General features: G+C 69.5%; 12 protein-coding genes and 1 rRNA gene. 6 read left to right on the forward strand and 7 right to left on the reverse strand.

All coding sequences use genetic code 11. The features are described 5' to 3' along the window. Together AB0C04_RS00005 and AB0C04_RS00010 are read right to left on the reverse strand one after the other, a co-directional pair. Window positions 1-65 (reverse strand): 16S ribosomal RNA (locus AB0C04_RS00005); the annotation flags it as partial. Between the two features lie 654 nt (window positions 66-719). Then, window positions 720-983: a hypothetical protein gene (locus tag AB0C04_RS00010; RefSeq protein WP_357046308.1), complete on the reverse strand. Its 264-nt coding sequence runs from the start codon at window positions 981-983 to the stop codon at window positions 720-722. 200 nt (window positions 984-1,183) lie between these two features. On the opposite strand from AB0C04_RS00010, the gene AB0C04_RS00015 reads away from it, so the two are divergent. From AB0C04_RS00015 to trpS, 3 genes are all read left to right on the forward strand, one after another. Next, window positions 1,184-1,633: a PRC-barrel domain containing protein gene (locus tag AB0C04_RS00015; RefSeq protein WP_357046310.1), complete on the forward strand. Its 450-nt coding sequence runs from the start codon at window positions 1,184-1,186 to the stop codon at window positions 1,631-1,633. Window positions 1,634-1,665: 32 nt separating this feature from the next. Beyond that, window positions 1,666-1,842, forward strand: coding sequence for a hypothetical protein (locus tag AB0C04_RS00020; RefSeq protein WP_357046312.1), 177 nt, complete (start codon window positions 1,666-1,668; stop codon window positions 1,840-1,842). A gap of 90 nt (window positions 1,843-1,932) precedes the next feature. After that, a complete protein-coding gene (gene trpS / locus AB0C04_RS00025) occupies window positions 1,933-2,991 on the forward strand; it encodes a tryptophan--tRNA ligase (RefSeq protein WP_357046314.1) in 1,059 nt (352 codons plus the stop codon). A 67-nt stretch (window positions 2,992-3,058) separates the two neighbouring features. On the opposite strand, the gene AB0C04_RS00030 is transcribed toward trpS, so the two are convergent. Beyond that, a complete protein-coding gene (locus AB0C04_RS00030; RefSeq protein ID WP_357046316.1) occupies window positions 3,059-4,090 on the reverse strand; it encodes an aldo/keto reductase in 1,032 nt (343 codons plus the stop codon). 120 nt (window positions 4,091-4,210) lie between these two features. Here AB0C04_RS00030 and AB0C04_RS00035 point away from each other — a divergent pair, with 120 nt between their 5' ends. Then, the gene (locus tag AB0C04_RS00035; RefSeq protein ID WP_357046318.1) at window positions 4,211-4,849 is read left to right on the forward strand and encodes a TetR/AcrR family transcriptional regulator; all 639 of its coding nucleotides are present in this window, start codon (window positions 4,211-4,213) and stop codon (window positions 4,847-4,849) included. 122 nt (window positions 4,850-4,971) lie between these two features. Here AB0C04_RS00035 and AB0C04_RS00040 read toward each other — a convergent pair whose 3' ends face one another. The 3 genes from AB0C04_RS00040 to AB0C04_RS00050 form a co-directional block, all read right to left on the reverse strand. Next, complete coding sequence (locus tag AB0C04_RS00040) at window positions 4,972-6,051, reverse strand: DUF916 domain-containing protein (RefSeq protein ID WP_357046320.1); 1,080 nt, start codon at window positions 6,049-6,051, stop codon at window positions 4,972-4,974. Between the two features lie 91 nt (window positions 6,052-6,142). Continuing rightward, window positions 6,143-8,080, reverse strand: coding sequence for a metallophosphoesterase family protein (locus AB0C04_RS00045; protein WP_357046322.1), 1,938 nt, complete (start codon window positions 8,078-8,080; stop codon window positions 6,143-6,145). A gap of 177 nt (window positions 8,081-8,257) precedes the next feature. Beyond that, entirely contained in the window at window positions 8,258-9,526 is a 1,269-nt protein-coding gene (locus AB0C04_RS00050) for a HupE/UreJ family protein (RefSeq protein WP_357046324.1), read from the reverse strand. 137 nt (window positions 9,527-9,663) lie between these two features. Here AB0C04_RS00050 and AB0C04_RS00055 point away from each other — a divergent pair, with 137 nt between their 5' ends. Next, entirely contained in the window at window positions 9,664-10,341 is a 678-nt protein-coding gene (locus AB0C04_RS00055; protein ID WP_357046326.1) for a hypothetical protein, read from the forward strand. A gap of 119 nt (window positions 10,342-10,460) precedes the next feature. Then, window positions 10,461-11,633 carry a low temperature requirement protein A gene (locus AB0C04_RS00060; RefSeq protein WP_357046328.1) on the forward strand — a complete coding sequence of 391 codons (1,173 nt, stop codon included), beginning with the start codon at window positions 10,461-10,463 and terminating at the stop codon, window positions 11,631-11,633. Between the two features lie 93 nt (window positions 11,634-11,726). Here the strand turns inward: AB0C04_RS00060 and AB0C04_RS00065 are convergent, their stop codons facing one another. Then, window positions 11,727-12,233: a carboxymuconolactone decarboxylase family protein gene (locus tag AB0C04_RS00065; protein ID WP_357046330.1), complete on the reverse strand. Its 507-nt coding sequence runs from the start codon at window positions 12,231-12,233 to the stop codon at window positions 11,727-11,729. Window positions 12,234-12,341 lie beyond the last annotated feature (108 nt).

Raw genomic sequence — 12,341 nt, forward strand, 5'->3', positions numbered from 1 at the left:
TCGACTTGCATGTGTTAAGCACGCCGCCAGCGTTCGTCCTGAGCCAGGATCAAACTCTCCAACAAAAACTTGTCGAACAGCATCCTGACAACAAAGTGTTGCCAAAGGAATCCCAACCAGCCAAACCAAAAAGGCTCGACCAGTCCGGGGTATAAATCATAATTGGCACTGGCTTATCAAGCACCCTGTTGAGTTCTCAAAGAACAACCACACACCATCAGAAGAACCCCCACCAGGAGGCCCCCATCCGGGGCAATTCCGTTCACCACACCCGCCGCTCCCGCGCCGGGCACTTTTACTACGTTACCTCACCGTCTCTGCCGTGTCAAACCGGTCTGTGCCGGTCTGTCGTGCTTCGTACGGGTTGGCTCCGCTGAACACGCGCAGCGGCGAACCACTGGCTTGATCATCGGATTCGGCAGGCCGGCCGCTGCGGTCTCCCGCAAGCTCGCCCGGTTCCCTGCCGGTCGTCAACCTTACCCGGTCGGTTGCGCCTCACCAAATCCGCCTCGCGGCGAATCCGGGGCACCGCCCGGTCCGATCCCGCAGAGGCTGACCCCTCCGGTTCCGGTGCCACACCCGGTATCGGAGCTCCCGGGCTTTCGTCCCGTTTGCCCCGTTCCGCGCTGGCAGAGAGAAAGTTACGCGTCCGTGGGTTTGATCGTCAAATCGGCGGGGAGCGTCCCGCGTCACACCGCCCCCGTCAGCCCGTACAACGCTCAGGACGGCGATGCGTTGCGCCGGCGGCGAGCCGCGAGCCAGGCCCGCACGCCGAGCACTCCAACGGTGGTCCCGATCGTCAGCGACGCCGCGATGAGCAGGGCATGCACCCACAGGAAGCTGGTGGCGGCGCCGTCCGCGACGGTCCCGGTCGACCAGGAGCGTGGGTCGTTCCAGATGGCGAGGGCGAACCTCGGCCAGATCACCCAGGTCCAGACACCGACCCCGGTGAGGAAAAGAGCCCAGCCACGCGACAGCACCATGGCAGCCGAGTATGCCAGCGTCGTGATCCGAGGACCGGTGCCGAACCCAGGCCAGCCGGCCTGCGGTGCGCACGCGGCGATGCACCTGTCGAAGGCGGGTGCGCTGAGCTCTCGCACCGAGACAGGTTGCCGCGCTGTTTCCTGAGGAAGCGGAGCGGGCACTGCTGGACCGAGCAGAAGCAGACCCATCGGAGGTGCCCATGCCGTCCGCCCCGTTCAATCCCTGGGCCTGGCGCGACCCGTCCGCCCTCGCCGGCGGGTACAGCGGAGCCGGCCCCGACGACGGCCCGGCGGACGAGCCGGCCGGCGGCGCGGACGGCCCGGACGCCCCGGGCCCCGGCACCCCCATCGACCTGGTCGGCTACCGGGTGGAGGCCACCGACGGCCGGATGGGCTCGATCGACCGGGCGAGCGACGACACCGACGCGCGCTACCTGGTGGTGGACACCGGGCCGTGGATCCTCGGCCACAAGGTCCTACTGCCGGCCGGCACCGTCGCCCGCGTCGATCACCAGACCCGGACGGTGCACGTCGACCGCACCCGCCAGCAGGTCAAGGACTCACCGGCGTTCGACCCGCAGGAGTACGGCCGGCCGGACTACCGGCACCGGGTCGGCAGCTACTACGCGGACAGCTACCGGCAGGGCTGAACCGGCAGCCCGGTACGGGTTACCGTGGAGCCATGGTCCGGCCGAGCAGTTACGCGCCCGGGGCTGTCGAGGTCATCGACGGCCTCCCGCTCGGCGTGGTGCTCACCGTTCCGACCAGCTCCGGCGACGGCCGCGAGCAGATCATCGACGTCCTTCGTGCCGGCGGGCTGCGGTTCCGCGACGGCGCGCGATGGCGGACGGCTTCCTGAGCCGATCTCGCTGACCGGTGGGGCGAGCTGTCCCCACCGGTGCGCGCAACGCGTCAACCATCTTCCACCAGGCACGAAAGGCGTATCACCATGTCCGTTGCACGGATGCTCACCGGGGACCGCCCGACCGGGCGGCTGCACCTCGGTCACTACGTCGGCAGCATCGCCAACCGGGTGCGGCTGCACCAGCGCTACGAGAGCTTCTTCATCATCGCCGACCTGCACATGCTCACCACGAGGAACAGCCGCGAGGACGTTGGGCAGGTGTCCGGCAACGCCCGCGACATGGTCACCGACATCCTCGCCGCCGGCGTCGACCCGGCCCGCGCCACGTTCTACCTCCAGTCGGCGATCCCCGAGGTCGGGGACCTGAACACCCTCCTGCAGAACCTGGTGACCGTGCCCCGGCTGGAACGGGTGCCGTCGCTCAAGGACATGGCCCGGGACGCGGGGAAGGAGGAGATGCCGTACGGGCTGCTCGGCTATCCGGTGCTCCAGGCGGCGGACATCCTCTGCGTGAAGGGGCGGGTGGTCCCGGTCGGCAAGGACAACGCCGCGCACGTCGAGGTGACCCGCGAGATCGCGCGACGGTTCAACCACCTCTACGGCGAGGTGTTCCCCGTCCCGGAGCTGATCCCGGCCGAGACGCCGACCCTGGTCGGCACGGACGGCCAGGCCAAGATGAGCAAGAGCCGCGGCAACAGCATCCTGCTCTCCGACGATCCGGCGGCGGTGCGCCGCAAGGTGATGAGCATGTACACCGACCCGAACCGGGTGCGCGCCGACGTGCCCGGCACGGTCGAGGGAAATCCGGTCTTCGCGTACCACGACGTGTTCAACCCGGACCGGGCCCGGGTCGACGAGCTGAAGCAGCGTTACCGGGCCGGCCGGGTGGGTGACGTGGAGGTCAAGGAGCAGCTGGTGGCGGCGGTGAACCGGTTCCTGGACCCGATCCGGGAACGCCGCGCCGAGATCGAGGCCGACCGCGGCCTGGTCGACCAGTTGATCGTGGACGGCACCGAGCGCACTCGCCGCGAGGTGCACCAGACCCTGGTCGAGGTTCGTCGGGCGATGGGCCTGACCGGGGCGTACCAGCAGCTGCGCCGCCGGGCCGAGCGGGCCCGGCGGACCGCGGCCACCGCGGTCTGACTTCGGGGTACGACAGCCGCCGGGCCCGGGCCGCAGGGGCGGTGCCGGGCCCGGCGGTACCCGTCGGTCAGCCGTTCGGCTGGCGGGCCGGGGCGAACGCCGCGTGGATCCAGTTCGGGTAGGCCAGCGGGAGCCTGCTCACCTCGTCGAGCTCGGTCAGGTCCTGCTCGGTGAGCACGAGACCGCTCGCCCCGACGTTGTCGTTGAGCTGCTCGATGGTCCGGGCGCCCACGGTCACGCTGGTGACGGCGGGCTGCGCCAGCAGCCAGGCGACCGCGACCCGCGGCAGGCTCACCTCGTGCCGCGCGGCCACGGCCCGCAGCACGTCGACCACGTCGTGGCCGCGCTCGAGGTCGACCGGCGGGAAGTCGGGGGCCCCGGCGGCGCCGCGACGGGTCACCTCGCTGGCCACCCCCTCCCGGTTGATCTTCCCGGAGAGGAAGCCGCCGGCCAGCGGGCTCCACACCAGCAGCCCCACGCCCTCGGCCTGCGCCATCGGCACCAGGTCGCGCTCGGCGTCCCGGCCCACCAGCGAGTAGTAGGACTGCACGGAGACGAAGCGGTTCAGGTTGCGCGCGGCCGAGACGCCGAGCGCCTTGCTGATCTGCCAGGCCGCCAGGTTCGCGCACCCGATGTAGCGGACCTTGCCCTGGCGTACCGCGTCGTCGAGCGCGGCCAGGACCTCCTCGAACGGGGTCAGCGGGTCGAAGTTGTGCAGCTGGTAGAGGTCGATGTGATCGGTGCCCAGCCGGCGCAGGCTCGCCTCGAGCGCCTGCATGACGTGCAGCCGCGACCAGCCGGCGTCGTTGGGCCCTGGCCCGGTGGGGGCGTGCACCTTGGTGGCGAGCACCACGTCGTCGCGCCGGTTGCGCAGCGCGTGCCCGAGCAGCTCCTCGCTCTCGCCGTCGCTGTAGACGTCGGCGGTGTCGATGAGGTTGACGCCGGCGTCGAGGGCCGCCGCCACCATCCGGTCGGACTCCTCCCGACCCAGCGCGCCCAGCGCGCCGTAGACCGGGTGGCCTCCGCCGCCGAAGGTCATCGCGCCGAGCGAGATCTCGGAAACCCAGACCCCGGTGTTGCCGAGGAGTCGGTACTTCACGTCAGTTCCTCCCGAAAAGCCCGACTCTCCTGCCCGCTCGTCGGACAGGCTGTCGGACACTGTGTCCGACAAGAGTAGCCAGCTCCGGCCGGAACGACGACGGGTGCCTAGGATTCCGCTATGCCATCCATCACCCGGCGGCCCTCAGCGGGCGGCGATCGCCGCCTCCCGGTGGAGGCCCGGATCCTCGCCACCACCGAGCGCCTGCTCGCCGAGGGGGTGAGCTTCACCGAGCTGGGTGTGCAGCGCATCGCCCGGGAGGCCGGGGTGGCCCGGTCGACCTTCTACACCCACTTCGCCGACAAGACGCAGCTGCTGATGCGGCTCGCCGAGTCGATGAGCCAGACGTCCTTCGACATCGCGGCGGCCTGGCAGCCCAGGGCTGACGCCGACGGCGTACCCGCCCTGACCGAGGTCTTCAGCCAGGTCATCCGGGTCTACCGGGAGCACGCGGCGGTGTTGGCGGCGATCAACGAGGTCTCCGGATACGACCCGCAGGTGCGCCAGTTCTGGAATGCCCGGCTGGACCAGTTCGTCCGCAACACCAAGGACCGGATCGTGGCCGGGCAGGAGAGCGGCCAACTACCGAAGGAGATGGATCCGGTCCAGACCAGCCGCCTGATCGTCATCGGCGGGGAACGGTTCCTGGCCCAGCACATCACCGTCGACGACGGCAGCGGGGATGCCGCGGCGGCCCGGGAGCTCGCCGCCACCTGGTGGTACGGCGTCTACCGCCGGCCGGCTGAGCCGCCGCGCTGACGGCGCGGTCCCGGCCGCGCCCGATTCGCCAGCGAGGCGAGGGTCACCGGCCGGGCCCGGGCAGCGCGCAGGTGCAGGCACCAACGCTGCTGCGAACCGGGTCCGGCCGGTCCCTGCCGGGGTCAGCTCGTCGGCGTCTCCTGGTCGCGGAGCGCCTGGTCGACCGCCTCGCGCACGCGTGCGTCCTCGCGCAGCTTGCGCTGTACACGGTTGCGACGACGCAGGAGGACCGCCCCGGTGACGACGGCGGCCAGTACGACGATCAGCAGCAACAGGGTCCAGGGGAGGGCCCAGCCGCCCGCCGTGACGCGGACCGGCTCGAGCGAGCTGGTGGAGCCCGAGGCGTCGGTGAGCAGCGGCGTGAGAGTTGCGGTCGCCGCGAGCCGGACGGCTGGTGCCGCACCGTGCACGGGCACCGTCACGTTCCAGCTCTCGCCCGGGAGCAGCTCCGGGGGCGCCCCGATCTCGCCCGCTTCGGCGCGCAGCGACCCGAACGGACCCGACACCGACACCGCCTGCTGGCCGGAGAGGGCGGCGTTGCCGGTGTTGTGGATCTTGTAGGTGACGGTGGCGTCGCCCTTGCCGAACGGGTTGAACGTGCCGTCGTACTTCACCTTCAGGTCCTCGATCGCGAGGCTCGGCTTCAGCTCACCGCCGACCCGCAGCTTGATCCGGATCCCGAGGCGCCGGTCCACGTTGATGCCCTGCGCCTGGTCCGGCTGGGTCAGGGAGGTGAGGATGCCGCCGACGTAGTCGCCGGGCGTGGCGTTGTCGGGAACGGTGATCTTGAAGGGAACCTGGGCGGTCTTCCCGGGCTGGATCACGATGCTGCCCGCACCGGGGTGGGCCCAGGCGCCGATCGCCACGGACTTCTTGTCCTTGGTGAGCAGGTCGAGCTGGCCCGCATCGGTGGTGAAACCGTCGGCGGCGTAGACGGAGAGGTTCAGCGGCGCGGGGCCGCGGTTGGCGACGACCATGGCGTCCTCGACCATGCCGCCGGGATTGACGTTGTAGCTGTAGCTGGACCGGGCCGCGCCGTAGCTGTTGGAGGCCGTCCGGACCGTCCAGGCGACGTTACCGTCCGCTGCCACGGCGGGGCCGGCGCCGACGCCGGCGGCCGCGACGGCGGCGAGCAGGGACAGGGCGGTCGTACGGAGGAGGGTGGCGGTGCTGGTCTTCCAACGGGTCACGGGCGCATGCATCTCGGATCCTTGAGGAGGTGATCTTGGGTGGTTTGCCACGGGTGGCGGGGTAGGCCCCGAAGGTCCTACCCCGCCCGGTGGAACAGTTCGATCAGCTGCTCAGCGCAGTGATCGTGAGGGTGGCGCGGTAGCTGCCCTTCGCGACGCTGTCCGGGATCTTCAGGTCCAGGTCGGCGCCGAGCTTCGCCCCACCGCGGGGGTGGCCCTGCGCGGCCGAACCGAGGCCGCTGGAGACCGAGAGGCCCTTGCCCTGGTCGTCGTAGCCGGACAGAACCGGGGCGCCAGCCTCGGCACCCGCACCGGCGTCGAGCACGTACGGCGTCCAGCCCAGGTTGGCGCCGGAGAAGGTCTTGTCGCCGTCCTGGAAGTCACCCACGTTGGCCGAGATCGACCACGGGGCGAGCGAGCGGCGGCTGTCCGACACCAGGATCGGGTTGATCTTGCCGGTCGCCCCGAAGTAGGTGCCGTTGCGCTCCTGCGCGGTGCCGAGGTCGACCAGGCCGTTGTAGCCGTCGATCGTCCAGCCGAACTCGCCCGGGGCCGGGTTGGGCACGTTGACCTGGATGGCCTGGCCGTCACCGTGGTACGGGTGCACCGTCACGTTGTCGACGATCGAGCCGATGGGCTGGCCCTCGGCGGTGTTGGTGCAGGAGAGGCCCTTCTCGACCGCCGCGTTCGGCGCCGCGCAGGTGCCGCTGCGGAGGTTCTCCAGCACGAGCTTGTCGCCCCGCACCTGCACCTTGACGTAGCTACGGACGTGCTCCTGGTTCTGCACCGAGTTGTACCAGTAGCTGTTCGGGTTCAGCGGGTCCGGACCGTTGCCACGGATGCCCGTGCCGGTGCTGTCCGGCTTCTTGATGTCGTAGTACTTCGAGCCGGAGGCCGAGTTCGCCGTCACGTAGATGACGCCACCCGGACCGGGGTAGACCTCGGCCGCGCCGGGCTGCTCCGCCGGGTTCGCCTTCTGGCCGTTCTTGATGGCGTAGCTGCGGGAGTAGCTGTGGTCGTGACCCTGCAGCACCATGTCGATGCCGAGGTTCGAGAAGGCGGTGGTGAAGTCTTCCCGCCGCTGCTTGTTGTCGCCGTCGGTGGCGTGGCTGGCCGGCGAGTAGATGGAGTGGTGGTAGACCAGCACCTTCCACTTGGCCTCGGCGCCGTGCTTGTTGACGACGTCGGTGACGTACGCGACGTGCGCCGCGTCGCCGCCACCACCCGAGGCCGGGTTGTAGCTGTTGCTGTTGATGTCGATGAACAGCACGTCCTTGTAGACGAACCAGTAGTCGCCACCGGACTTGGTGCCCGCCGGGTTCCCGTTGTCGTAGTACGGGGCCGTGCGGTCGGTGTTCGGGGTGAAGTGGTGCTGCTCGTAGGACTTGCCGCCCACGTCGTGGTTACCGATGGTGGCCACCACCGGGTACTGACGCAGCTGGTCGGGCGCCATGAACGAGGTCCACTGGCCCTCGTCGTTGGCGCTCTCCACGTGGTCACCGCCCGACACCAGCAGCTCGGCGTTCGGGTTGGCCGCGGTGGCGACCTTCAGGGTCTCCTCCCAGCCGGCCTGGTCCTTCAGCCGGTCACCGGAGGAGCCGATCTGCGGGTCGCCGAAGAACAGGAAGTCGTAGTTGCCCTCGAAGTCCTGCGTCTTGAAGGAGTACGCCGGCGACCAGTCGCCCTCGGAGCCGACACGGTACGTGTACGCCGTGTTCTCACGCAGGTTGGTGATGGTGGCGTGCCGGTTGAAACCGGTGGTGGAGGTGTTCGCCGCACCGACGGCGTCGAAGCTGACCGCGCCGGCCGGGAACTCGCCGTTGGCGATCTCGGCGGTCGGGGCGACCTGGATCTTCTGCGCGGTGTCCGCAGAGGAGTACCAGGTCACGATGCGCTGGGTCTCGTTGGCGCCCACACCGAGGATGACGCCGGTGAGCGTGGTGGATTCGGCAGCGCTCGCGGTGGCCGTCAGGCCGCTACCGAGGGCTGCGGCCAGGCCCAGAACTCCCGCTGTGACCCCTGCGGCCACGCGGTGCCGCACGAGCCCGGAGGCTCGCGTCGAGGTGCTCAATGCCATCGACTCTTTTCCCTCTTCAAATAGAGAAATGGATTGGCTTTCCCGATGACGGAGAAGCAATCTCAAACTTTCGCCGCGTCATGAACCAGCCATGAACGCGATCTTGCGGCTGGCTGCACTTCCCGAACTAGTTAGCCATACTCAGGACCCAGACACGCGTTCCACGAACCAGACCAGCCCCATAGCGGACACGCCAGCAGAAATAGCGCCGGTCACCCAGAGGCCCGCTTTCGGCGTGCGGTGCCGCAACGCGATCAGCAGTGGGAAGACAACGGCGATGATCGCCAACTGCACGGTCTCGATGCCGACGTTGAAGACCAGCAGGGACCAGAGCAACGTCCACGACCACGCCTCGTCGATTCCCAACGCGCCCGCGAAACCCAGTCCGTGCACGAGTCCGAAGCAGAACACGACGCCGAGGCGGATCCAGCCGGAGCGGTCCAGGTTGAAGTGACCGCGCCCCGCCGGCTCGAGGTCGGTGGCGTGGTCGCCGCGCCGCCAGATCCCCCACAGGTGCCAGCCGGCGACCACGGCGATCGACAGCGCGATGACCGGCTCCACGACCCTGGCGGGCACGTCGACCAGGCCGAGGGCGGCGAGCAGGAACGTCACCGAGTGCGCGAGGGTGAAGCTCGTGGCCGCGAGCACGACCTCCCGCAGGCGCCGCGACCCGGCGATGAGCGCCAGCAGGAACAGGATGTGGTCGATCCCCGTCAGCAGGTGCTCGGCGCCCAGGCGGAAGAACTCCCAGAACCGCTCGTACCACGACTGGGCGGTCGAGAAGGAGGGACGGCCGGCGTCGAGCGCGGCACTACCCGACCGGCCGTCGATCTCGTACGTGACGATCGTCTTGGTGCCCTTGACGTAGCCCTCGGCGTCGGAGAACAGCTCGCTGCGCACCGCGTGCTCGTCACTCCGCTCGGCGCACGCCCAGTCGAGCAGCAGATCGGCGTACGGCACGCCCTCCTGCTCGCCGATCGTGAAGTTGCCGACCTGGGTCGGGGTGCAGGTCCTGCCGCCCGAGGTGACCCCGAAACGCTCGGTGACGTACCTGACGGCCGACGCCGCATGGGTGTTGAGCGCGGCGGCCTGCCCGCCGGCGTCACCCGCCTCGAACGCGGCGGTGCCCGTCCGGAAGAGCGGGTCGTCGTCCTCGGAATCGGCGGCCGACACGACGAGGAGGTCGTATTCGAGACCCAGCGCCGTTCGTATGTGACCCTCGTCTCCCGCGGTTACCTTCGCGTACACAGTCGACGAGAACCCGTGGGCGAACGCCGGACCGGCGCTCAAAAAAGCGATCACCGCCGCGGCGATTCCGACAACGGCGACGATAACGGTACGGCGGACGCCCAGTAACATTTGCTGCTCCCTCGCTGTGGCCAGTGCACGTTGCATGGCACGGGTGAACAAGGGCCCGACCGTTGGCGAACCGCCGGAGAACAAGCGGCCGTAACGGCGGCCGGCGGATTGAAGTCGGCCGGAACTGGGATAGGAATACGGGGAGAGACACGCGCACCTTTCCGCCACCACTGAAGAGGACGACCGCCTTGCGCCCCCCGCTTCGGGCCGTTGCCATGCTGGCCGCGGCCGCCGCGTTGGTCACCGGATGCAGCTCCGGCAACGACTGGTCCCGGCCGCACCCCAAGCCCAGCGCCGTCGGCGCTCTCGGCCCCGGGTTCATCGACCCCTCCGCCAGGCCCGCCCCGGAGTCGACCGTCACGCCGCAGCCCGGCTCCTGGGCCGGCGTACACCCCTCCAAGGACTACCGGGTGGTGCTGCTCACCATGGGCGACGACCGCCCGACCAAGTCCCTGGTGACCGCGGTCGAGGAGTGGGCCGACGACGAGCACGTCGACCTCAGGACGGTGGTTCCCGACGCCCACAACCCCGTCGCCAGCATCGTCAAGGCCCTCGAGATGAGTCCGGACCTCATCGTCAGCGCGGGCAACGATCTCATCGACCCGCTCGCGCTGGTCACCCCGAGCCACCTGTCGCAGAATTTCCTGGTGGTCGGCGCCGAGCTGGCCGAGCCCACCCACAACGTCACCGCGGTCGACTGGTCCGGCGCGTCGTTCCGGGGGGAGGGGCTCGGCATGTCCTCGACGTACGACCCCGACTCGTTCACCGGCGAGCGCTGCGCGGCCGCCATCAGGGCGGGCGTCGCGGCCGTGCTCAACGACCTGACCGGGATCGTGATCTGGCTCGACCAGCTCCCGCCCGCGTGACGCCCACTGCCGTCGACTTCTGCGGTTCGTCCTCGAACGGCGTGATGCCCGCTTAGGGTGAGCCTCGGATCACCCAGCGCCCCAGCCGTGGCATCGCGAGATCGAGGAAGCTTTCGGTGATGGATGGCGCACGCCGGCCGCTGACCCGAATCGTCGAGGGGCCACAGCGAGCGGATCTGCTGGAACTCTTCTTCGACCTGACGTTCATCGCCAGCCTTGCCCTGACGTCGCAGAAGATGGCCACCGAGCCGACCTGGACGTCGATGGCCCAGGCGCTGATCGCCCTGTCGACGCTCTGGGCCGTCTGGGTCACCACCACGTCCTTCACCGACCTGTACACCCCGCAGGCGCGACGCATCCGGTTCGTGATCCTGGGCATCATGTTCGGCGGCATGCTGATGGCCGCCGCACTGCCGCACGCGTTCAGCAACCACGGACTGGTCTTCGGCGCCACGTGGGCGGCCATCAACTGGGGTCGCGGCCTGGTGCTCATCCCGTCGCTGCGCGGGCGCCGCGAGCAGGAGCGGCCGCTACGGGTCCTGCTCTGGACCACGGTCTCCGGCGCCCTCTGGATAGCCGGTGGCCTGGTGCCCGAGCCTGGGGGACGACTCGTCGTGTGGCTGGCCGCGTTGGCCGTGGACTACGTCGGCTTCGGTCTCCGCTTCCCCATCCCGGGCCGGCCACCGCTGCCGCAGTACGAGGTGGCCCCGGAGCATCTGGCCGAGCGGTACCAGCAGATCTACATCCTCACCCTGGGCGAGCTCGTCCTGATCACCGTGCTGGCCCTGAGCCGGATGCCGTTCAGCGCGCCCCGCATCACCGCCTTCGTCATCGCCTTCTTGACGGCCGTGGTGCTCTGGTGGAGCTACGCGCGTCGAACCGGGGCGATCCTGCGGGACGCCATCGAGGCGTCCGCCCATCGGAGCCGGCTGGTGCAGACGAATCCGTACGCCCACTGGCTGATGGTGGTCGCGGTGGTCGCCACCGCGGCCGGCATCGAGCGGGTCATCGACGACCCCCTGGACCGGCCGGACGCCACCCTGACCGCGCTCATCCTGGGCGGCGCCGCCCTCTTCCTCGCCGGTCGAGCCACCCTCGACCACGAAGTCTTCGGGCGCGTGCCGACCTCCCACCTCATCGGGATCGTCGTGGCCGTCGCCATCACGCCACTCGCGCCACACCTCTCGGGTCTGGGCCTGAGCGTCGCCGGCAGCATCGTGCTGCTGGGTGTCGCGGTCGCCGACTCGGTCTGGATCCCCTATCGGCCAAGCTCGCCACCCGCGACACCGTGACCCGGACGTGTGGAGCAGGCCGGACGAGCTGACGAGAACATCCCGGGTCGGTGGTCGCCGGAGACGGCCACCGACCCGCGCGCCGTACCACTCCTACTTGCTGTAGTTCTTTCCTGGAGCCATGCCGGGGATCGGCTTGGCGACGAGCGCGACGGGGATGAAGTAGCAGACCTGGCTGATCGCCAGGGTGAGCGTCCACAGCGCCTTGTCGTCGTAGTGGCCGGTCGCCCTGGCATACAGCTCGTCGGAGACGCGCTCCGCGAACGGGTTCGGGGTGAGGACGGCCTCCACCAGCTCCAGCGCGACCCGTTCCGCGTCGGTGAAGTAGGGGGCGTCCTGCCATGACGCCACTGCGGTGATCCGCTCCTCCGTCTCCCCGGCCTGGCGGAGCTCGCCGGTCTGCCGGACCGTGTGGTAGGTGCTGCCGACGATCTGCCCGGCGCGCAGCTGCACCAGGTGAACGGTGGTCTGCGGGACCGAACCGTTCTGGATGGCCTTGGTCATGGTGCCGGCCATTGCTACCAGCTCCGGAAAGAGCGGGGTGGGGTCGGGCAGACGCGACTGGAGGTTGTCCTGCCTGGTCGTCGTGGGCGTAGACATGACGAGGTCTTCCCTTCTCGATCACACCGGTGGTTCGAACGGTGTCCGAGTAGTCCGACGAAGCAATCTTCGGGATTGTGAGGCGACGTCCCACCTCACAGTTCGGGG

The organism is Micromonospora sp. NPDC048909 (assembly GCF_040649635.1).
Classification (GTDB): domain Bacteria; phylum Actinomycetota; class Actinomycetes; order Mycobacteriales; family Micromonosporaceae; genus Micromonospora.